Raw genomic sequence first — 20441 nt, forward strand, 5'->3', positions numbered from 1 at the left:
TTTAAACCGAGCTTACAAATCTATTTTTTTTGCAGTTGTCCTGTTGCTCTATCTAATTTTTCTTCAATTCTATCTAATTGTTCCTTTCTCTTCTTTGAAGAACGAACAAAAAATACAATACCTACAATGATTACGATAGGAATTAAAAGTGCAAATAACTGAAAAATAATGTCGCCAATATTCAACATTTTTATCACCTCACCCTTAGATTATTATACCATTGATCGCTAGTATGGTCCTTGTAAAAGACTGTACTTAAATTTTAGACACAGTTTAGTTTATGAAATTGTTAACATTTTAATAGAATTATTTACTTTTAGGAGGATCAAATTAGACCGGTTCCTGTCACTCTCCGATAAGTTAGATGCCGGAAACAGCAAATGGGAACTCTTTATTATTGTAATTAACACCTGCCTTCTTACACAACAAAGCATGTTACTCATTCTGTTTAAATATAATGAATGGGTATATATGTTTTTATTAATTAAAATTTCTCCAAAAAATTAAAGCTAAAAAAAGTTTGTTTTGGTAGAAATTTTTCTAAAAATAGATGATAGGTGGTAATGAAATGGATGAAATAAGTCTAGATCCTTATCTGCATGTTCTTACGGTGAAAAATCTTGAATACGAACCAAATGGAAAAAAGATAAGCTTTATCTGTGATTATACGGGATTGCCACAGGTATGGGAGTATGATGGAGAAAATAGGGAGCTTGCCCAATCCTCTTTTACTAAGGAAGGAATCACATTCATAAAATATGTTACTGGTACATCGGATTTGATTATTGGGATGGACGTTTCCGGAAATGAGAGGGAACAGCTTTACTTATTAAAGAAGGATGGAGAGCTGATTGCCCTGACAAACTCCCCAGAACATGTTCATTTGTATGGTGGAAGCTCTCCAGATGGAAAATGGATTGCTTGGTCTAGCAATCGACGAAATCAAGCATTTTTTGATATTTATATCCAGAATCTTGAGACTCTCGAAATCTGCCTCGTTTTTGCCCAAGATGGGGCGTTTTCTGTTCTGAAATGGTTTCCCGATGGGCATTCATTATTGGTTAGAAAAACAAACACTCCCCTTGATCATGATTTAGGAGTGTTATCACTATTAACTGGAGACATGAACTGGATAACAGAACATTCGGGAGAAGCAAGCTTTAAGAATGTCCATTTTAATAAGGATCGAGATCATATTTATCTGTTATCAAACAAAGACCGTGAATTTTTTGGGCTTGCATGTATTTATTTACCTACTAAACAATTCACTTGGCTGGAGCAGGGAGAGTGGGATTTTGAAGGGCTAGCCATGAATGAGAAAAAAAATCAATTAGCTTTCACGATCAATGTAGGGGGGATCTCCAAAGGGTATTTACTAGATTTAGATATAAGTACCCTTTATACATGGGAAACACCAATGGGTGTGATCTCCAATCTCAAATTTTCACCAAAAAACCAAAAGCTCCTCTATATATTAAACGGGCCTGCACACCCATCTGATATATGGGCGCTTAACCTAGAAACCCTCAAGGCAGAACAGCTTACACATGTTTCTCACATTCCAATACTTAAGGGAAAATTAATTGAGCCTGTGCAAATATTCTATCGTTCTTTTGACAACGTTCAGATCCCCGCCTTTTACTATAAACCGAAACCTGCGCTTAAGAAAATGCCGGTTGTCATATATATTCATGGTGGCCCGGAAAGTCAAAGTCGTCCCGTTTACAATCCCCTTTTCCAATATTTTTTAAACCGAGGTTATGCAGTGGTGGCTCCAAATATTCGCGGCAGTACAGGTTATGGAAAGACGTATACCCATTTAGATGATGTTCGTAAACGGATGGATGCTGTGAAAGATCTAATTTATTTAGTGGAATGGCTTAAAGGAGATATCCATGTTGATACTGGTAAGATAGCGGTTATGGGAGGCAGCTATGGTGGATTTATGGTTCTTTCCGCCATTAGTCACTATCCTAGTTTGTGGGCGGCTGCGATTGATATCGTTGGAATCTCAAGCCTGAGAACCTTCCTAAAAACTACAAGTCCTTGGCGTAAGAGGTTTAGAGAGGCTGAATATGGAACGGTTGAAGAAGATGGGGAATTTTTTGATCAAATCGATCCATTGAATCATGCAGATCAAATCACCTCTCCCCTTATGGTGATCCATGGAGTTAATGACCCGCGTGTCCCAATTGAAGAATCTGAGCAGATTGTGAATAAACTAAAGAAACGAGATCATCCTGTTACGTATATTCGTATTGAAGATGAAGGTCATACGTTTTCAAAACTAAAAAATAAAATTTATGCATATTCCGAGTTGGCTGACTTCCTTGAAAAACACATTGGAAATAATCAGCATTACTCTGTGGTAACAAACAAACAAACAAACAAACAAACAAACAAACAAACAAACAAACAAACAAACAAACAAACAAACAAACAAACATCCTAACTGAATGATGATAAATAGTAAAAAAAACAGCTGGCTTAAATGGATGGGCCAGCTGATTTTACTTATTGATAGAGTGAAAACTGCGATTTAGAAATCGTTTGGAGTCTACTATTGCAAATGCCATAGTTTATATCAAATCCAGACAGTGGTTGGTGACTATCTTGCATAAATACGCTTTTTTGTTTTCGATTTGTTCGCTGTTGGGGAGCTGATTAAAGGTTATAAACGCTTCTTGGACAATATCCTCTGAATCCATCACGCTGCCTAACATACGGTAGGCTAAGGAAAAAAGCAGAGGTTGATAGGTTTGATAAAGTCCTTCCATACTCATAATTTGATTTCCTCTCTAGTATTCAATAGTTGAGAAACGGCTCGTTTAGCGCTAGCTACAGATGCATCTACGAGCAGTTCTCCATGTGAGGCCCAGTCACCAGCAACATATAGTCCCTTAATTTCAGGAACAGCAGGGCCTGGATCGACCTTTCTTTTTATATGAGGAAAGTCATGGACAACAGTCATTTTCGGCAGGAACTGTCTTATAACTAATTCATTCTGCCAGCCGGGTTGAACCATATCTAACACTTGCTCTAACTCTTGTTCATCCTTCGCTGCATCTGTTTGTGGACCCTGATACTTAAAAAGTGATATCAATTGTGTCCCATCATCACTCAAGATAGCTGGCCTTGGTTTTCCCTCCCGTGATTGGTTCGTAAAGAAAATTGGTTGATCCAATCCATAGATAAATTGGTGTTCATGTATAGGCAGCTGGCGCAATCCAACATCTAGGCAGGCAACCGTAACAGGAATCGCTTGCTTGTTCCACGTGTCGAGTGCTGTTTGATCCGCATGGGGAACTAGTTTGTGAGAAAAGGAAGGCGGTGTAGTTAGTATAATGTTCGCTGCTTCTATTCTAGTGCCGCTTTCACATAAAATCGAGTGTACTTTTTGATCTTGATGCTCGACAGCAATCACTTTACAACCAGTAACTAGCTTCACTCCTTGTCGGACAGCAAGTTCACGCAGCTCTTCTACGAGTGTCCCCCAGCCTTTATCGAGATACAAGACTCCTTTTAGTGAACGCTGCAGCTGTTTTAAGGCAGGACCAGCAGCGTGTAATTCAGGAGCAAGCACATAAGTGGATGTTCGGAGCAGTGCATAGAACAGGTTACGCAGCATTGGATCATGTAATTGAGTTTCAATCCAATCACGGATACTGATATGATTCCAAACGCTTGTGTCCATTTTTCCTAATTTAATGAACCATTTTGCAAGATCTAGTTTTCCTCCCCAACTTAGGAGCGGCGTTTGAAAGAAGGAGAATGTGTTCGTTGGTAAGGGCAATATTTGTTCTTTCCACATCCCGTAAGCATCAATAGACGGTGTGCCTCCCTCAAGCCGTAATCCGAGTTCGCGGAATGCTTCATACGCTTCGCCTTTATACAGTGCATGCGCGCCCAAATTAAAATATACCCCCTGCTTTTTGATGGTGATGGCTCTGCCCCCCAATTGTTTTTGCTGTTCCAATATAATGGTTCGTTTCCCTGCTTTTGCTGCATAGATCGAAGCAGTTAAACCCGCAATTCCCCCGCCTACAATAGCCACTTCATATTTTGTCATGATCATCATCCTTTTTGATTATTTACAAATATAACGGATGAGTGAATGATTTTGTGACAAAATGGAGGCGAAAGTTTTTTGATGGAGTGGATTGTTAGGTAATACAAACTGATTTAAGAAGCTTATTTACTGGCCCCACTAAAGAGTTTGGTAAAAGAATGGAATGAGATGCATAAGAAGTGAGTTTTAAATAGAATTTGTGAATTACCGGAGGAAAAAAATGTGGATCTTACTTCAGGGGACATAAAATATTCGTTACTGCTGCATACTATTTTTATCAAAATATTTTAATGAATTGAGGTTTTTGAAAATGGATGAAATGAGAACTACAAATCAAGTAGAAGAAGTAAATAAACACCTTAAAGAAATTCCTAAGGAAGCCGAAGAAAGAAGAATTGAAAATCAGCCTCAAACTGGTAAAAACGAGAAAGCCATTGAGCCGTTTTAAGCCCATCAGACCTGTAGGGAAGCCTTCAGATCTGATCTGGGATACGAACGGCAAACCGAAGAATCTTGCTGACCACAAATATCATAAGCAAAAAAGGGGTTTTTTTACTCTTACGCTGTTTTATTCGTTGTTATGTCAGGAAATGTTTCAGCTGCAATATGGTTTTTGTTTCGGATGATATCGGCGGGCGTTAACGCTCGCCTTTTTATTTGGTACGGAGATTGTGAAAATTGTTTCTTAATAGCTGTCTCTTTTGTATTGCTTACGTCAAAGACGTAATGCTCTTATTTTATAATCTCTAACAGGCTTTCTAATTTATTTATTTCGTAAGTAGGTTTTATAGATGTATTATTTTCCTTGTACTTAGGATTGAACCAACAAGTATCAATACCATAGTTAATTCCACCTTGAATATCAGAAGTCAACGAATCGCCAACCATTAGTACGTTGGATTTATCTGTAATCTGTAGTTTATTAAAAGCATAATCAAAAATTTCTGTTTGTGGTTTTTGGAATCCAGTGGATTCAGAGATAATAATATGTTCAAATGTACCTTCAAACGGGGAATTATTAATTCTTGATGTTTGTACATCAGTGTAGCCGTTCGTAATAATTGCTAAGCGTTTATGCGAGAGATCGCTAATGACTTTTTCAACTCCTTGAACAAGGTGCGATTGTTCTCCAAGAAATCCCAAATAATCTTCATTGAATACAACTGCGTCAATTTCGAGTTCATGATCTAAAAATAATCTCCTAAATCTTTCTGAACCTAGTTCAACAAGGCTCATTTTCCCATTTTCTAAATCTCTCCACAACACTTTACTAATTTCTTGGTAATTCTTCTCGTATAGCTTTAAGCTATTTAATAAATTATATTTATCAAAGACTTTATTAAAAGCTTCTTGCTCCGATTTAGTAAAGTCAAAAAGTGTGTCATCTACATCAAAAAATATAATATCGTAATTCTTCATTTTTTCTCCTGCTTTTTAATTCTGTTAAGGATACTCAAAAATTATCTACTCCCTATAAATTTTCTCACACATATTATTGTTATTCAAGAATAGGGCCCAATCCTTGAAGAAGGATAAGTGCTTATTTTGCATTTAAGGGAAATATTCTTGAATAAAGTTTAGATTGTATAGCGAAAAATTGAGAAGAAATATACTTAAGCTAAAGGGTACTTTAGTGAAAAAAAAGACTGTCTTTTTGACGGTCCTTTTTTGGTGAGATTAACACAAGAACATTTTTGTAAAGTGCCTGCTACTTATTTATAGAGTTATTATTGCTCTCATCACGATTTGTGGAAGCTGATTTGTCATCGACTTCAGCCCCCTCTACGATCTGGTTACCAATAGCACCGCCTGAAACACCGCCTATCACAGTACCAATTAGTCCAAATGGAGCACCTATCATAGCACCCGCAACGGCTCCATTAAAAGCTCCTGCTGCTTCACCAAGGTCACTCGCATCTTGATTAGCATTACTACCAGCTTGATTTTTGCCGCTTTCTTCTACATTTCCACCAAAGTTATTGCGAACGTTACTCTGATCCATCTATTCACTTCCTTGTTTATTAATGGGGAATATGCTAATGATGAAAACACACCATCCCAAACATATACTACCCAGCTGAAGTAGTTTTACTCACTATATGTTGGTTTAAGATATAGTTGTCTTAACGGCAGCCATTTTTCTTCTAACGGGGGCTTTAGCACAATAGAGGCTGACCGCTTTTGGTGGTAAAGCCGCAGAACAGTTAACAATGAAATCTACTTGACGAAAGTTTAGGAAGGAAATACCATGGAAAAAAACAATCAGATTTTCGCAAAAACAACAAGACTTATTTTAAGAAGATTTAGTCTTAACGACACTGATGACTTCCATTTATATCGTTCAAATTCTGAAGTTGCTAAATTTCAATCATGGGAGAATTATCAATATCACGAAGCCGAATCGTTCGTTAATGAACAAAGTAAAAATAACCCTAATCAGCCAGGTACTTGGTTCCAATTTGCCATTGCTTTAGCTGAGACTAATCAACTCATTGGAGATTGTGCACTTCATACGCTTTTAGACGAACCCCGTATTGTAGAAATCGGGTTTACTCTTTCTCCAGGATACCAGGGGAATGGATATGCAAGTGAGGCTGTTAGTGCGTTATTGGATTATATATTTAAAGTATTAGGAAAACACAAAGTAATTGCACATACAGATGTTAGAAATAACAAGTCTATTGCTTTACTTGAATGTGTTGGTATGAGGCGAGAAGGGCATTTTTTACAAAATTACATGTCAAAAGGACAGTGGGTTGACGAATATCAATATTCAATTCTTAAGTCTGAATGGGAGAGTACCTCAAACCTGTTAATTTAAGGAAAGAAAGAGTTTTTCGTTGTGTTAAGCTGGAAAACCCATTACCGAAAGTTATAAAGTTTCACAACTCTACTTTACTTGAAGATCGTTGAGCTGCTTAGACGGCTCTTTTTTCTTGTTCAAACAAAGGGCATGTTAGTTAAATAAAGTAAAAAATGGCGGTTTCTGTGGCTATTGAATGTCCACAGAAACGCCGCCCTATTATTTTGATGACTTATAATAATGATTAAATGAAAAAACTTTTTAATTGTTTGTTTGCTCTACGTATTTTTTAAAATTATTTAAAATCGCCTGCCACCCTTGTTGTTGTAACTCAATTGAATTCGTAGTCTCGGCATCAAAAGTTTCAATTACTTCAGTTTCGTTTCCTCTGTCGATAAAAGTGATTTTCACTTTTCTTCCATCGTCTATTGTATAAGCAATTAACTTATGTAGTTTTATTTCATTATAAACTCCTCCAAAATCGAAACCAAAACTACCATCTTTGGCTTCCATTCTTGAAATGAATTTCCCGCCCTCTCTTAAATCATTTTCAGCAAAAGGGGAGTGCCATTCATCTGAAGCAAAGTTCCATTTTGTCATATGAGTTGGTTTTGTCCAATATTCCCATACCTTTTCAACTGGTGCTTGAACAGTTGTTTCTACTGTAATTTCCTTAGATATTTCCATTTTTATCTGCCTCCTTTTAAAATGAATAATTTAAGCGGTTTTTCCAAAAGTTACCTTGCTATATTATAATTTATATTGAAAAGAGAATCTATTCTGAAACTTGATTAATGGATGGGTAAGATTTATTTGTTCATTGTGATGAAGGTAGCGGGTGGACAGTTATGTTAATCTGTTATATGTAAATTCTATCTAATTGTTCCTTGCATTTATATTGTTCAAGACAACACTATCTATGTAATGATTACGGAAAATCTTTTAATGATATGACTAATACGCTATTTTCAGGCTCTCAATACCCTGAAAAAAGGTAAAAACTTTGTATTTGAAAATCGAGTTGAGCACATGCTTATTTCAACGTGTCAAAAATATAATTATACAACGATTGGGATATTAAGGAGTGTATAAAAAAGCTCGTATAAACAGTCTCATTATTGTTCAATCATTTGGTTTGCAATTTCCATAATTTCATTTTTGTGTTGTTCTTTAGGAATTTCACCATTTGTATAAGCGATATTGTAGGAGACTCCATCTGAATTGAATGATAGAGAATTACTTGTATAATAAGCAGTTACACCACTGTTTAATTTAACCTCTTCCGAATTAGAACTATCCAATTCTTCTTCACTATTAATAGCAGTTATCATTAGAATAATTGATTTCTCAGAATTACCTTTTGAGAAGGTTTTAAATTCAACCATCAAATTTTTGCCATCACGAGACATATCGTTAATAGTAGGTGGTTGAAAAGGCAGAGCATCGAAAGGGAGAACTTTAGGCAATTTCATTTTGAATGGAAGTGCTGTAAGTCCTTCCTTAACTGAAAGTGCTTGATAAATGATTGGCATCTTTTCCTTTTGTGTGTTTGTAAGATTATTCATTTCTCTCTCTCTTAAATTAGAAGTATCAAGAATCCTGTTTTCATTGTTTTGGCAACCAACAAGCAAAACCAAAACAATAGTAGACACTGCTATTATTTTCTTCACAAATATACCCTCGTTCAAGTTGTTAATATTTTTTACGATTTTACTCTATAAAAGTTTCATTATCCTTTTCTTTGCATTTGATAAAATTTGAATATCCTATAAAACAACAAATTTTACGAATACAGCTTTGGAGAACACCACGTCTGGAAACTAAGAAAACAATCTGTATCATTAATAAAGGTATACAGATTGTTTTCTTAGTTTTTTTTAAGGATAGTTTTAAATCGAACAGCCGTCAGGACCACAAACACCAATATCGGTTTCGCCGAACTTTTTCAGTGTTGGTTTAATGCCTTCTTCTGCAATTTTTATACCCACTTTAAATACTTATTCTAAAGGACCCTTCGTAATCTCCGTAAGTTTTGAATTGATAGCGAAGATCTTTCCATTCACATGAGTAATACCGAATCCCGCAAGTCTTTTCGTATGCATATCTAAATACTTTTCAGCTGTTTCTTTTGTTTCGAAAAGGTAAATGCCTCCTGCTTCCTTTGTTTCCTGATTCTCAGTCCAAATTTTCCAAATGAAGCCTTCTTCTTCATTAATACTCTTTGCTAAATCTGTAAAGGCTCCTGCCATTTCATCACCAAATGGACCATCCATGTGGAAATCTACTTGTAGTAAGTATGCCATTGTCGGCCTCCTAAATTAATTGTGTCCTGCCTTTTATCTTCTAACTGTTTTTAGAGCATTAGACCAAGCGACCACTTCATCCAACATTTTGTTTAAAACTTCTTCATGGTGAGGTGCTGGATTGAATTTCGTCATATCTTGGAAATCTGTGAACAGACTCATATTTACGCTTGGGCCTACTACAGCCACCTTTGGAACACTTAAAATTAAACGTAAGTCATTTGTTACGGTAACGCCAAGGGTAGAACCGTAACTTACAACCCCAGCCGCTTTATGGTTCCATTCAACATATAGATAATCAATGGCATCTTTTAATCCAGATGAAACCGATTTATTATATTCTGGTGAAACAAATACAAACCCATCAAATTCGCTAATTTTTTGTGACCAAGGTTTTGCTTCTGGTGTTTCATAATTACCTCCTGACATAATAGGTGGGATGGACTCATTGAATCTTGGAAGGTTGTAATCTTTAATATCCACTAATTCGTATTCTGCATCAGTGCGTTTATCAGCAATGGATTTTACCCATTCCGCCACGTTTAAATTTACTCGAGAATCCCGAGTACTTCCTGTTATAATACCGATTTTACCCATTTCTATTCCTCCTAAAAATTCTATTAGAATAACCTTCTAACTTAAACGTTGCATTCGTGTAGAAAGATATACTTATCTTATAAATGAATTGTAGAGCTTATTTGAAATTAACAACACCAATAATTATATGGATTTGTTGTTTATCCAACTCTTTAAAGAAATTGTTGAAAAAGTAGGAGGGAAATCAAAATGACAGCCCTTCCTTATTTAATTTCTGGGAGGAATTATCGTTTGACAATTAAATCATGATAATATTTCATAATTTGGAAAAAGTAATGTATAGGAAAGGAGGGTTAACGAATGTTTGGGAAAAAGTATTTAACAGGATTGGCAGTTTTGCTTGCGATGATTGTGGTTATGAGCACTTCAGGCTCACTCGGCGTATTAGCCGAATCCGGTGCCATAACACAACCCTTGGAGACGGTGAAATCGATTGAGGTCGAGTTGAACGATGATTCCTTTAATCCGAAAGTCATCACGATTCCGAATGGAACAACAACAACGTTGATATTGAAAAACAAAGGGAAGAAAGAGCACACTTTCACAGTGGAAAAGCTGGGAATTGATGCCGAGGTCCAGCCAGGAAAGGAAAAAACCATTACCGTGAAACCGACACAGACTGGTACATATGAACTGATATGTCGGTACCATTTCCAGGAAGGAATGGTTGGACAAGTAATAGTCAAATAACAAGCAAGGCCAATCAGGCCTTGCTTGTTAATAATGAGTTTGTATCACTGAATAATTTCAAAAACAGTACCTTGGTTAAAGTCAGTCACTTTCATAGAGCCATAAACTCCTAAATATAGTTTGGTTTGATCGAGATTCGTCCCCAGACTAACATAATGAGCTGCCCCGGAACCAAAATTATAATCGGTTTGAATAACACTATAATCATTAAGTTTACCATCTGTTCTAATCCTTGTATAAGCTAATACCCCTCGAGCCGGAGACCCGGATTCTTCCTTCCGGGCAATATCAGTAAACAAGACACTTCCTGTTAAAGCGGGGATTTCATTCCCCATATAGGCTTGCACTCCTGTAAGGGCAGTTCCTCCAAATTTATCGGGTCGGGGATCACTATGAAAATAACTAGTTAAGGGCTGAAGACGACAGGCTGAATATTTTACTGCTTCATCATAAAAAGAGATTGTTTTCTCATCCAATGACGGATTTTCAGAGCAGCCCCTTATAATCGGAGTAGGGAACACACCTTCCCACGCTCGCCAGCCAAAGTTAATAAATCCTTCTTGGTCAACTTCGGCGTTTCTTAAAAAAGCTTGAACAAGCCTGGTAACCGGTATTGGTTTATACTGGCCGAATGAAAAAATAGACTCTATCAAATCCTGTCCGACATTTCCCGCATATTTAATATATTGATTATTAAACCTTTGAAATGAAATGCCTGGTATATTCCGTACTCCTTTAGCCATCACCATAAGTGTTTCCTGAATAGGTACGGGAAGTTCATTAAACCGTGTGACTACAGGTGGACTCTGAATATATGTATTTTTACCTACGTCAATTTCAATTATTTTACCGGCGATTTCCATATCATTCTGGCTTAAATTGAATGGATCATAGCCTGATCCGCCATCTCCGTTGGTTAAAACAAGCTTTCCTGTTTCAGGTGAAAAGTTTAAGCTATTGACCCCATTGTGATTATAAAATGGTCTTCTTAAGTTAAGTAATGTCCGTTGTTTTTGAGATTGACCATTCGATTGTAAAATCCATTCTTCAACTGTATCAATATGATCATATTGAGTTTCTCTATTTGTCCACCTTACGTTTAACGTTTTGGGATCACACGGGTCAGGGGAATAAGATTCAGGAAGAGCACCTGGACCTTGTGTTCCAGCAACTGAATAATGCAGATAAAACAAACCGTTATAATAAAATTCGGGATGAAACGCTAGCCCCAGCAATCCCCGTTCATCATATCCGCCACCCAAAGCTCCTAGTTTTATGACTCGCGGGCGAATATCTAAAAAAGTCCGTATCACTCCGTCTCTTATGTAAAAAATCTCCCCTACCTGGGTTGCAATAAATAATGCTTCTTTTGCGTCACCCGGAAGTATAGCTGCTTTCAAAACAGTCGGTAAATTTACCTTACTTACAATAGGCCGTAAACGAACCTTCACCTTTGTCAGCAAACTTTACACCCCTTCTTAGTTTTCTTTTTATAAGAATATGATTAGAACTGTTTTATTAACACTTCATTAGGGTTTGGAATTGCATCATAACCTGTCATTGAGCAGTCCATGTAAGTTCTATATCCCTATCAAATAATTTTTGCACTTGAACTAGATTTTGATCTACCTCTTTTCAATTCAGGAATAAGGCTATTTCATCAGCAAGTTTGCCCCTTACAAAAGAGCTCTTGAACGCATAAGGTAAGTAAAAAGTAGGTGTACTATGTTTTAAAAAATATGTTTCAGAGAGGAGATTTTGTATGGGATCATCTTGTAACAAGAATAAAAAAGATGGAAGGGATCAAAACTCTCATCCTAAATATCGAAACTTACCTCGTCTTTGGTCTGAATTATCCTATGCGGGTGAAAAGAGAGTACCACAGCCAATCGATTCCACTGCGGGTTCCTGGCCAACCTTTTTTTTAAGAAGAGATTCATCTGGTAATTTCTTAGATCCAGATGGAAATGAAATAGTCTTTGCTATTCATCATCCAGATACGATAGATTTTGAGGGGCAAGAACTAAGACAAGTACAGGAAATATTACAAAATCTCACATCTGAGCAAATTACAATCGCGGAATATTGGGGATCAGGTCCTGCGACGAAACAATGGACCCCAATTATTGATCGGTTGATTGACACATATGGTTTGACGCCTGTTAGAGCTGCACGCCTGCTTGCTAACGTACAATCAGCTATTAATGATGCGTTTGTCGTAACATGGTATCTAAAATATCGTTGGGATATCCCCCGTCCAAACCAGCTAGATCAAAATTTACGGACCATCATCTGTACACCAAAGTTTCCATCGTATCCATCTGGCCATGCGACCATCTCTGGTTGTGCTGAAGCAATATTAAGCTATTACTTCCCGGCAGAAACAGAAAGATTACGAGAGTTAGCTGAAGAAAATGCGATGTCACGGGTTTATGGTGGGGTTCATTATAATCTAGATGGATTGAACGGACTTACATTAGGGAGGCAAATTGGACAAATTGTCGTCAACGAACTTCGAACCCAGCGAGACAGTGACATGTTAAGGATAGAGTTACCTGAAACAGAAGACCGCAATGCACAACTTCCCCCACCTCCATATAAACAAGTCATTCCTTTTCCAAGAGGAAGGGAATGCTCATCTTTATTAGATCCACGGGAAGATCCGTCTGCAAGGTAATTTATCCTAATTGAAAACCCCCTTTATGGCCTGGTGACTGGGTTTTTGTCATAGATCGCAAATTAAATTCCATTAAAATGGAAAATAGAGAATGCTAATTACACAATTGACACAAAGGAATTAAGAAATTTTAGGTATTCTAATATAGGGGCCATTCTTGAATAAAGATTTGCGCCAGTATAAGGGCCATATTGGTGCATAAACGCACGGTAGCATAAGCATACCTATATTAAAGGGAGGTATGTTAAATTGAAAAAGGTTATTATAAGTATGCTATTAATGGTTTGTTTTGGTTTTAGTGGACTTTTTATTTTTAGTAATAACTTAGGGAACACAGTTGCACTTGCCATTTCCAAGGGCGAAAAGCAACCTAAGGACGTTTGTATAGAAGAATAAAGAAAAAAGTGGGAAGAATTTGATAAGAAGGTGTTAAAGGATATATTTAAAGGCTTTAACCTAGATTTATCAGAGTACCAAGAAATTATCTATGATGATTTGATGTTAAAAGTAGGAGAAAATCTTAATATTCATTCTGACAAGCTTTCATTAAAATCTTTATTCATCGGTACCAATAGTGGTACAAACAATTATTCTTAAAGAATGGCTTAGAAGGAACAGAAGGTTATATTCTTTATAAAAGAACCGACGGAAGCAATGTCAAAAAAAGTTACACAAGATGGGTGAAGTCTGGGGTGTTATGACAGTAGATGAAAAGAAGGCAAAAAGGTTTAAAATAAAACGATTCGATTGGAGCAAATGCTCTGAACGTTAATATCCCCAAGACAATTTATAGACATAGCTTAATGCTTGTAGCACTGACGGGGTACCAACCTAAATTTTGTTCAGCAAAAAAACAGCGGAAAGTCCCGCTGCTCTCTTAACACCAACCGCCTTCATCACAGTCGGTGTATCTAGCTTGTGGATGTTCGGTAGTTGTCACATGCTGATATATTTTTTGTTGGTCTGTTTCGAAATGATGATCCATTTGGATTGAATACCCATTAGGCAATTGAATGTTTCCGATTTTCTCATTTTCTAAGTAAAGTTCAATCTCGCCATTTTTTAATTTTCCTACTATACGGTCCGTAACGTCTATTTTCTGTTGTTTTAAAACCATATGATTCATCCTTTCAGAGAGTCTCTGGAGATAGTGTTCCCTGATTAGCCAGATTATTATTAGGGCTTTTAGCAAAATAAGAAAGGAAAGCCTCCATATAGAAGTAAAGGGGAAGGTTTGTTCAATAAAAAGTGTAATTGTTTCTAGCTATTCTAATTGCAATCTGTGAGGAGATTGATTATGTTCGTACTTTATATGCTGTTTGCAATAGCGGGGATGGCGATATTGCTATGCGTTCTAATTTTCTTTACCTACAAAATAGTAAGGGACAAAAAGAACGTTTACTCGTGGTTCACCTTGATAATAACACTCCTCTTTTTAGGTCTTGCCATTTGGCAATGTTTATACTTTTTTAACATTAGACTTTAATTTTTATTAAAGTAACAAGCTTTAGTGAAAGAAGAAATAATTGATTTTATGATTAAGTGCATATTTAATTATTCCATTCAAGGGCGCATTCCTATAAGGATCAGCACTTATTTTCTATTTTAGGACCTGATTCTTGAGGAATGCCAATTTAAAATGAATAAAATTAGAAATAAGAAAAGACCAACAACCCGTTAGTCTTTTCGCTGATAAATATAATCATTTAAATGAATGTCATAAGTGAGCCACCAATTGCTCCAGTCACCACAATAATCCAAGGAGGTAATTTCCAATACACTAACATACTAAATAAAATCGCAGCAAAAGCAAAATCAATTGGAGCTAATATGGAACTGGTCCAAATAGGTTGATAAAATGCCGAAATTAAAATCCCAACAACTGCTGCATTCACACCCATTAATGCTCCTTCTATTTTTGGGTTGCGACGTAAAGAATCCCAAAAAGGCAATGTACCTAAGATAAGCAGGAACGCAGGCAAGAAAATTGCTATCGTTGCAAGTAATCCTCCTTGCCACCCATCCATAACTGCACCTAGATATGCAGCAAATGTAAATAGAGGACCCGGTACAGCTTGTGCAGCACCGTAACCAGCTAAGAATGCTTCTTCGCTTAACCATCCAGTCGGTACAAATTCACGTTCAAGTAAAGGTAAAACGACATGCCCCCCACCAAAAACTAAAGAACCTGAGCGGTAAAAGCTATCGAACATTGCAATCCAACTTAAAGAGGTTATTTCTCTCAATATAGGTAAAAGGAAAAGTAAACCAAAAAACAAAGATAAACAGATAAGGGCAAATCCACGAGATATAGGAAAATGTATTCTTGAGTCATCACTTTCAGTATGTTGTCTATAAAGAATAAATCCAATAATTGCTGAAATGACTATGACACCAACCTGAGTGAATGCTGTCTGCCATAAAAGCGTAACGACCAAGGCAAACAAGGCTAGAGATTTTCGTTTTAAATCAGGGGTTAGTTTTTGTGCCATCCCTAATATGGCGTGTCCTACAACGGCTACGGCTACTATTTTTAATCCGTGAATCCAACCGGCATCACCATACTCTAGTCCCTGCAAGATTAAGGCAAATATAATTAGAGCAATTACAGAGGGCATGGTAAAACCAAGAAATGATACAATTCCACCTAGTACTCCTGCTCGCATTACCCCGATTCCAATTCCTACTTGACTACTTGCCGGACCAGGTAAGAACTGACATAAAGCAACTAAATCAGCGTAACTTTTTTCATCCATCCATTTTTTTCTTTGGATGTACTCATTATGAAAGTAGCCTAGGTGGGCAACGGGTCCCCCAAATGAGGTTAACCCAAGCCTAGTTGAAACGAGGAGGATTTCTAAAAGAGTCTTAATATTACTTTTTTTATGATTCTGTTTCATTTGTTGTCACCTTCAATTCTTTTTAATCTTTGATTTCTTTAAATAGCTCGTATGCTTTTTTTCTTGCCTCATCAAGCACCGTATTCCCTTTTTCAGTGGTGGTATAATATTTTCTGATTTTCCCTTCTACATTTCTATTTTCTCTTACTAAAAGTCCATCCTCCTCCATATGGTGCAGGATAGGGTAGAGAGTACCCGAGCTGATATCATAACCGTGCTCTTTAAGTTCTTCGAGCATCCATGCACCAAAAATAGGGTGTTCCTTAGCATGGTGTAAAATGTGTATATGAATAAAGCCAAGAAATAACTTACGTAATACTTTATCTTCCATACCATCACCTCCATTATAAATATCGGGGTTCAATATCGTATTTCGATATCGGAAGTATATAATATACTATTTTTAATTTCAATGTAATAATTGATCATTTACATAATCTTTACATTTGTGTCATGTAGAAATTTTTTTCGTATTCTGCAATCGGGCGTGTTTAAAGAGGAACGCGTCTTTTTGAATAGGATCATTTAATTAAACGAACGACAAATATAAAGTCTAATTTACTTAAGTTAATAAGGCAGATCCTTTTGGAATGAATAAATGGAATTAAGCGTCCTAGGTGAGAATATAGTAGATAAAAACTAGGAGTGAGGAAAGCGTATGTCCTTTTTAACTGGAAAATACATTGAAGTTGATTCTGGAGTTGAGTTGTTTGTACAAGAAGCTGGCAGCGGAGAACCTATCGTGTTTATCCCCGGGTTTACATTTACAACGGAAGTTTTTTCTAAACAGGTAGAATATTTCTCAAAAACAAATCGAGTGATTGTTGTTGATCCAAGGAGCCATGGCAGATCGACAATGGTCATTCATGGAAATGATTATGTCACCCATGGATCGGATTTACATTCGGTACTTCGGTCGTTAGATGTTAGAAATGCTACTCTTTTAGGGTGGTCTTTTGGTTGTTTAACAGTTTGGGAGTATATAAAGCAAAATGGTTTGGATAATATCAAATCCTTAATCCTTGTCGACATGCCGCCTAAGTCTTTATCTACGGAAGCTGATGATTGGGTTGAAGGGCCACTAGATGATATTTCAGCAATCTATAATTCTTATTTACGAAATTCAAGCGGACAAAGGGAGTTCATTTCAAGTTACATAACTCAAGTAATGGTGCAAAGAGAACTTGAGGAAGAGGAATTAACCTGGCTGGTTGAGCAGTCTTTAAAAACTCCCTATTATATTGCAGGCAATTTGTTTGCTTCAGGCATGTTTTCTGATTATCGAGATGAAGCAAGAAAAGCAAGCCAGACTGTTCCTACATTAGCCGTTGTAGCGGAGCATTGGGCTGATGCTGCAGTTAGTTATATAGAACGAATGACACCGGAAACACAAACAGAAGTTCTTGGTGGACACATGATGTTTTGGGAGCATAGTAAAAAGTTCAATGAGATTGTTAACAATTTTATAAAAAAGAAATAATTAATGCTTCCCGAAGTTTATCGAATGTTAAAAAGCAATTGAGAAATTGCTCGAGTTTGCTTGTACTCCCACTTATTTCTTGATTGAATTGTGTTAATGGGGTACTTTTGTTATAATGGTATCAACTTTTTAGAAATGGAGGTTTTCCTTTTGACAGCATCAATGAGATTAAGATTCCCATTTTTCATTCGTTAATTGAATACGATTGAAGGCTCTGCCTATGTTCAGAGCAACGGGATTGGTCTGTCTATTTTTAGGAAAACCTATATTTAACGGTTATTTTAAAAGAGGGATAAGTCTCCCTCTTTTTTTGTTGTCTTTAAAAATAAAAAGATCGGTACGGGCTTGTGAATGTAGGGAGCATTTTAAATAAATATTATAGAAATGGGTTGTTAATCAATGAACACAATAAATAATGATATCAAGGAGAATTGGCTAAAGAATATTATTCTCTTTTTAAGCAGCCAGACTATCTCGCTTTTTGGATCGTCCTTGGTTCAATACGCAATCATGTGGTATATAACGCTAGAGACGGAATCTGGTGTGATGATGACTCTGTATATCATTTGCGGTTTTATTCCGACCTTTCTTTTATCTCCAGTAGCTGGGGTTTGGGCAGATCGCTACAACCGAAAAATATTAATTATTTTAGCGGATGGACTCATCGCATTGGCTACACTCATTCTGGCTACTCTCTTTTTAATGGGATTTGATTCGATTTGGCTGCTATTTGTGATGGCTGCCGTTCGGGCTTTTGGTACAGGAATACAAACACCTGCTGTAGGAGCCATTTTGCCGCAAATAGTTCCAAAAGATAAGCTGACTAAAGTAAACGGAGCAAATGGAAGTATTCAAGCTGTTATTATGTTCATATCTCCAATGGTCAGTGCCGCTCTACTAGCAATGACTTCGATTGAAATCATATTTTTTATCGATGTCATTACGGCAGCAATTGCGATTGTGACACTACTTGCCTTTTTAAAAATCTCTGTACATGAGAAGGCAGCGGAAAAACAAACAACAAGCTACTTTAGCGACTTTAAACTAGGGTTACAATATGTAAATAACCATGCGTTTCTAAAGAAGTTCTTCATGTTCTTTGCCGTCTTCTTTGTATTAATGGCACCTGCAGCATTCTTGACTCCACTACAAGTTACACGCAGCTTTGGTGGTGATGTATGGCGGCTAACCGCAATTGAAATTGCCTTTTCCATTGGCATGATGGTGGGTGGAGGAATCATTGCTTCATGGGGAGGCTTTCCAAATAAAATGAAAACGTTGGGATTCGCAAGTGTGATTATGGGAGTCTGTACATTTGCGCTTGGCATCGTTCCGGTATTTTGGATTTACTTAGTTTTCATGGCCATATTCGGAATCGCCATGCCTATTTTTAATACACCAGCAACCGTTTTGTTACAGGAGAAAATCGATGAAGATTATTTAGGCAGAGTTTTTGGCGTAATGGGGATGATTTCAACCTCGATGATGCCGCTTGGAATGCTAATATTCGGTCCAATCGCAGATATAATCAAAATAGAATGGCTGTTAATAGGAACCGGTGTATTCATTATCATCCTGGCGATTCTTTTAGGCCGAAACAAAGTATTAATTGAAGCGGGGAAACCTGCACTGAAAGAATCATAATTTGAAACAGGGAAAAAGGAACGATCCAATAGGGTTTGTTCCTTTTTCTATATTAAATGCATTTTAGCAACTTCCACTAATCAACACCCTTTGTAAATTTTAATAATAAATTATTCTATTATTCAACTGGATGACTAAATCATATTGAAATGTTTAAATACTTCTCTTATATCATTTTGTTTGGATTCTGGGCAGGGATGTACCCTAGAGCTTTGAGAATATCTCCTAGCAGACACTTTTGGGTGAAGTCTACAAACTTCTTTCATGTGTGCAATCCAGCATGATTTTGCAGAATACCCATAGGTTTCTTTAACAAATTCTTGAATTTGTTTATAAGTAGCCATATTTTGCATCCCTTTTTTGGGTAATTATACAATGTTTGTAGGCATTTAACATTAGTATAGAAAGGATGCGTAAAAAAGTGTAGGTTAGTTTTAAAGGAGTGATAATTATGGAATTAAAAGCTTTTAATGAATTTTTATATTTACATAAAATATTACCATTCAAAGAAAATGAGAAGTGGAAAAAAATAACAACAGAGTACAAATTTAAAACTAGGGAAGAGTTGAAAGTACATAATAAAGAAATTGGTAGAAAATTGAAGGAATTCGGATTTAATAAAGGTTTATACATATATGTAAATAGTAAATCTGAAATTTTATATATTGGAAAAGGAGTTAATAAAGGTAAAGGCATTTTGGAAAGAATAAAAAGTTACAGTGAAAAAGCCTGTATTGAGGATTACGTACCCAAAAGAAAGAGACACGAGAATTTAATGAATTTATTTAGAACAAATTTTGGAGAAATTAGCATATTTGTATACAACATAGAAAATGAATATGAAGCGATTGCGATTGAGGCCATGCTAACAAGAGTGTTGGATCCCTTATATGTGGACAAATATCTTCAAAATAATTTTTAAGAAACACGAGCTAAGGCACCTTTATTCAGTTGTTTAAAAAAATACTATACAAGGAGGTGAGCTAACGCTCTAGCTCAGCCTCCATAAAATCTAACGACGATGCTGGGCAAGGTCTATTACTCCTAATACTACGTGTGCTAAGCCAAAACCAAAAACGGTATTTGCAATCATCTTATTCGAACCTCGTTTTTGTTTTAAAGCGTAACCGGCAGCAGTAACAGCTGTACCTAATGCAGTTGGAATGATTCCTTCACGAATATTCATAGTAATATCCCCCTACATCGCATTTAGTTGGTGTTTGATCACCACCATTATTGTTGCCTATATAGGTATTAATATGCTATCTACAATGCCTT

22 protein-coding genes and 1 pseudogene are annotated in these 20441 nt (G+C 36.5%); 9 read left to right on the forward strand and 14 right to left on the reverse strand.

What is annotated here, in order from left to right; genetic code table 11:
• Positions 1-20: 20 nt before the first annotated feature.
• A complete protein-coding gene (locus tag RRV45_RS05555) occupies positions 21-188 on the reverse strand; it encodes a DUF4083 family protein (protein WP_315667785.1) in 168 nt (55 codons plus the stop codon).
• Between the two features lie 380 nt (positions 189-568).
• Here RRV45_RS05555 and RRV45_RS05560 point away from each other — a divergent pair, with 380 nt between their 5' ends.
• Positions 569-2452 carry a S9 family peptidase gene (locus RRV45_RS05560; RefSeq protein ID WP_315667786.1) on the forward strand — a complete coding sequence of 628 codons (1884 nt, stop codon included), beginning with the start codon at positions 569-571 and terminating at the stop codon, positions 2450-2452.
• A 136-nt stretch (positions 2453-2588) separates the two neighbouring features.
• Here the strand turns inward: RRV45_RS05560 and RRV45_RS05565 are convergent.
• Together RRV45_RS05565 and RRV45_RS05570 are read right to left on the reverse strand one after the other, a co-directional pair.
• Positions 2589-2783 (reverse strand): annotated as a pseudogene (locus RRV45_RS05565) (sigma factor); the annotation flags it as partial.
• Positions 2780-4069, reverse strand: coding sequence for a phytoene desaturase family protein (locus RRV45_RS05570; RefSeq protein ID WP_315667788.1), 1290 nt, complete (start codon positions 4067-4069; stop codon positions 2780-2782). The pseudogene RRV45_RS05565 and the gene RRV45_RS05570, both read right to left, overlap by 4 nt.
• Before the next feature lie 310 nt (positions 4070-4379).
• Here RRV45_RS05570 and RRV45_RS05575 point away from each other — a divergent pair, with 310 nt between their 5' ends.
• Positions 4380-4517, forward strand: a complete 138-nt coding sequence (locus tag RRV45_RS05575; protein WP_165903271.1) for a hypothetical protein — start codon at positions 4380-4382, stop codon at positions 4515-4517.
• A 284-nt stretch (positions 4518-4801) separates the two neighbouring features.
• Here the strand turns inward: RRV45_RS05575 and RRV45_RS05580 are convergent, their stop codons facing one another.
• Positions 4802-5488, reverse strand: coding sequence for a YjjG family noncanonical pyrimidine nucleotidase (locus RRV45_RS05580; RefSeq protein WP_315667791.1), 687 nt, complete (start codon positions 5486-5488; stop codon positions 4802-4804).
• A 289-nt stretch (positions 5489-5777) separates the two neighbouring features.
• Positions 5778-6071 (reverse strand): hypothetical protein, encoded by a 294-nt coding sequence (locus RRV45_RS05585; RefSeq protein ID WP_315667792.1) that lies wholly within the window; start codon positions 6069-6071, stop codon positions 5778-5780.
• Between the two features lie 246 nt (positions 6072-6317).
• Here RRV45_RS05585 and RRV45_RS05590 point away from each other — a divergent pair, with 246 nt between their 5' ends.
• A complete protein-coding gene (locus tag RRV45_RS05590; protein ID WP_315667793.1) occupies positions 6318-6890 on the forward strand; it encodes a GNAT family N-acetyltransferase in 573 nt (190 codons plus the stop codon).
• A gap of 243 nt (positions 6891-7133) precedes the next feature.
• Here RRV45_RS05590 and RRV45_RS05595 read toward each other — a convergent pair whose 3' ends face one another.
• From RRV45_RS05595 to RRV45_RS05610, 4 genes are all read right to left on the reverse strand, one after another.
• Positions 7134-7559 (reverse strand): SRPBCC family protein, encoded by a 426-nt coding sequence (locus tag RRV45_RS05595; RefSeq protein WP_315667794.1) that lies wholly within the window; start codon positions 7557-7559, stop codon positions 7134-7136.
• Positions 7560-7987: 428 nt separating this feature from the next.
• Positions 7988-8542: a hypothetical protein gene (locus RRV45_RS05600; protein ID WP_315667795.1), complete on the reverse strand. Its 555-nt coding sequence runs from the start codon at positions 8540-8542 to the stop codon at positions 7988-7990.
• A 327-nt stretch (positions 8543-8869) separates the two neighbouring features.
• Positions 8870-9175, reverse strand: a complete 306-nt coding sequence (locus RRV45_RS05605) for a monooxygenase (protein ID WP_315667796.1) — start codon at positions 9173-9175, stop codon at positions 8870-8872.
• A gap of 33 nt (positions 9176-9208) precedes the next feature.
• Positions 9209-9772, reverse strand: coding sequence for an NADPH-dependent FMN reductase (locus RRV45_RS05610; RefSeq protein WP_315667797.1), 564 nt, complete (start codon positions 9770-9772; stop codon positions 9209-9211).
• A 300-nt stretch (positions 9773-10072) separates the two neighbouring features.
• Between RRV45_RS05610 and RRV45_RS05615 the strand changes: the two genes are divergently transcribed.
• Complete coding sequence (locus RRV45_RS05615) at positions 10073-10462, forward strand: cupredoxin domain-containing protein (RefSeq protein ID WP_315667798.1); 390 nt, start codon at positions 10073-10075, stop codon at positions 10460-10462.
• Between the two features lie 44 nt (positions 10463-10506).
• Here RRV45_RS05615 and RRV45_RS05620 read toward each other — a convergent pair whose 3' ends face one another.
• Positions 10507-11922 carry a PQQ-dependent sugar dehydrogenase gene (locus RRV45_RS05620; protein WP_315668940.1) on the reverse strand — a complete coding sequence of 472 codons (1416 nt, stop codon included), beginning with the start codon at positions 11920-11922 and terminating at the stop codon, positions 10507-10509.
• A 302-nt stretch (positions 11923-12224) separates the two neighbouring features.
• Here RRV45_RS05620 and RRV45_RS05625 point away from each other — a divergent pair, with 302 nt between their 5' ends.
• Positions 12225-13139: a vanadium-dependent haloperoxidase gene (locus RRV45_RS05625; RefSeq protein ID WP_315667799.1), complete on the forward strand. Its 915-nt coding sequence runs from the start codon at positions 12225-12227 to the stop codon at positions 13137-13139.
• Between the two features lie 249 nt (positions 13140-13388).
• The gene (locus RRV45_RS05630) at positions 13389-13535 is read left to right on the forward strand and encodes a hypothetical protein (protein WP_315667800.1); all 147 of its coding nucleotides are present in this window, start codon (positions 13389-13391) and stop codon (positions 13533-13535) included.
• Positions 13536-14016: 481 nt separating this feature from the next.
• Here RRV45_RS05630 and RRV45_RS05635 read toward each other — a convergent pair whose 3' ends face one another.
• From RRV45_RS05635 to RRV45_RS05645, 3 genes are all read right to left on the reverse strand, one after another.
• Positions 14017-14256 (reverse strand): YusG family protein, encoded by a 240-nt coding sequence (locus RRV45_RS05635; protein WP_315667801.1) that lies wholly within the window; start codon positions 14254-14256, stop codon positions 14017-14019.
• Between the two features lie 589 nt (positions 14257-14845).
• A complete protein-coding gene (locus RRV45_RS05640) occupies positions 14846-16039 on the reverse strand; it encodes a chromate transporter (RefSeq protein WP_315667803.1) in 1194 nt (397 codons plus the stop codon).
• Positions 16040-16061: 22 nt separating this feature from the next.
• On the reverse strand, positions 16062-16370 hold the full coding sequence (locus tag RRV45_RS05645) for a PadR family transcriptional regulator (protein WP_315667804.1): 309 nt from the start codon (positions 16368-16370) through the stop codon (positions 16062-16064).
• A gap of 327 nt (positions 16371-16697) precedes the next feature.
• Between RRV45_RS05645 and RRV45_RS05650 the strand changes: the two genes are divergently transcribed.
• The 3 genes from RRV45_RS05650 to RRV45_RS05660 all read left to right on the forward strand — a co-directional run bounded on the left by RRV45_RS05650 (position 16698) and on the right by RRV45_RS05660 (position 20085).
• Complete coding sequence (locus tag RRV45_RS05650) at positions 16698-17519, forward strand: alpha/beta fold hydrolase (protein ID WP_315667805.1); 822 nt, start codon at positions 16698-16700, stop codon at positions 17517-17519.
• 399 nt (positions 17520-17918) lie between these two features.
• On the forward strand, positions 17919-19163 hold the full coding sequence (locus RRV45_RS05655; RefSeq protein ID WP_315667806.1) for an MFS transporter: 1245 nt from the start codon (positions 17919-17921) through the stop codon (positions 19161-19163).
• A gap of 451 nt (positions 19164-19614) precedes the next feature.
• Positions 19615-20085 carry a hypothetical protein gene (locus tag RRV45_RS05660; RefSeq protein WP_315667808.1) on the forward strand — a complete coding sequence of 157 codons (471 nt, stop codon included), beginning with the start codon at positions 19615-19617 and terminating at the stop codon, positions 20083-20085.
• Positions 20086-20175: 90 nt separating this feature from the next.
• Here the strand turns inward: RRV45_RS05660 and RRV45_RS05665 are convergent, their stop codons facing one another.
• Positions 20176-20349, reverse strand: coding sequence for an asparagine synthase (locus RRV45_RS05665; RefSeq protein WP_315667810.1), 174 nt, complete (start codon positions 20347-20349; stop codon positions 20176-20178).
• Positions 20350-20441 lie beyond the last annotated feature (92 nt).

The sequence above is a fragment of the Bacillus sp. DTU_2020_1000418_1_SI_GHA_SEK_038 genome (genome assembly GCF_032341175.1).
GTDB lineage: Bacteria > Bacillota > Bacilli > Bacillales > Cytobacillaceae > Cytobacillus.

Excerpts from the sequence above, each read along its gene's own strand:
- RRV45_RS05555 (WP_315667785.1), bottom strand. The coding sequence starts at position 188 with ATGTTGAATATTGGCGACATTATTTTTCAGTTATTTGCACTTTTAATT.
- RRV45_RS05560 (WP_315667786.1), top strand. The coding sequence starts at position 569 with ATGGATGAAATAAGTCTAGATCCTTATCTGCATGTTCTTACGGTGAAA.
- RRV45_RS05570 (WP_315667788.1), bottom strand. The coding sequence starts at position 4,069 with ATGACAAAATATGAAGTGGCTATTGTAGGCGGGGGAATTGCGGGTTTA.
- RRV45_RS05575 (WP_165903271.1), top strand. The coding sequence starts at position 4,380 with ATGGATGAAATGAGAACTACAAATCAAGTAGAAGAAGTAAATAAACAC.
- RRV45_RS05580 (WP_315667791.1), bottom strand. The coding sequence starts at position 5,488 with ATGAAGAATTACGATATTATATTTTTTGATGTAGATGACACACTTTTT.
- RRV45_RS05585 (WP_315667792.1), bottom strand. The coding sequence starts at position 6,071 with ATGGATCAGAGTAACGTTCGCAATAACTTTGGTGGAAATGTAGAAGAA.
- RRV45_RS05590 (WP_315667793.1), top strand. The coding sequence starts at position 6,318 with ATGGAAAAAAACAATCAGATTTTCGCAAAAACAACAAGACTTATTTTA.
- RRV45_RS05595 (WP_315667794.1), bottom strand. The coding sequence starts at position 7,559 with ATGGAAATATCTAAGGAAATTACAGTAGAAACAACTGTTCAAGCACCA.
- RRV45_RS05605 (WP_315667796.1), bottom strand. The coding sequence starts at position 9,175 with ATGGCATACTTACTACAAGTAGATTTCCACATGGATGGTCCATTTGGT.
- RRV45_RS05610 (WP_315667797.1), bottom strand. The coding sequence starts at position 9,772 with ATGGGTAAAATCGGTATTATAACAGGAAGTACTCGGGATTCTCGAGTA.
- RRV45_RS05615 (WP_315667798.1), top strand. The coding sequence starts at position 10,073 with ATGTTTGGGAAAAAGTATTTAACAGGATTGGCAGTTTTGCTTGCGATG.
- RRV45_RS05625 (WP_315667799.1), top strand. The coding sequence starts at position 12,225 with ATGGGATCATCTTGTAACAAGAATAAAAAAGATGGAAGGGATCAAAAC.
- RRV45_RS05635 (WP_315667801.1), bottom strand. The coding sequence starts at position 14,256 with ATGGTTTTAAAACAACAGAAAATAGACGTTACGGACCGTATAGTAGGA.
- RRV45_RS05640 (WP_315667803.1), bottom strand. The coding sequence starts at position 16,039 with ATGAAACAGAATCATAAAAAAAGTAATATTAAGACTCTTTTAGAAATC.
- RRV45_RS05645 (WP_315667804.1), bottom strand. The coding sequence starts at position 16,370 with ATGGAAGATAAAGTATTACGTAAGTTATTTCTTGGCTTTATTCATATA.
- RRV45_RS05650 (WP_315667805.1), top strand. The coding sequence starts at position 16,698 with ATGTCCTTTTTAACTGGAAAATACATTGAAGTTGATTCTGGAGTTGAG.
- RRV45_RS05655 (WP_315667806.1), top strand. The coding sequence starts at position 17,919 with ATGAACACAATAAATAATGATATCAAGGAGAATTGGCTAAAGAATATT.
- RRV45_RS05660 (WP_315667808.1), top strand. The coding sequence starts at position 19,615 with ATGGAATTAAAAGCTTTTAATGAATTTTTATATTTACATAAAATATTA.
- RRV45_RS05665 (WP_315667810.1), bottom strand. The coding sequence starts at position 20,349 with ATGAATATTCGTGAAGGAATCATTCCAACTGCATTAGGTACAGCTGTT.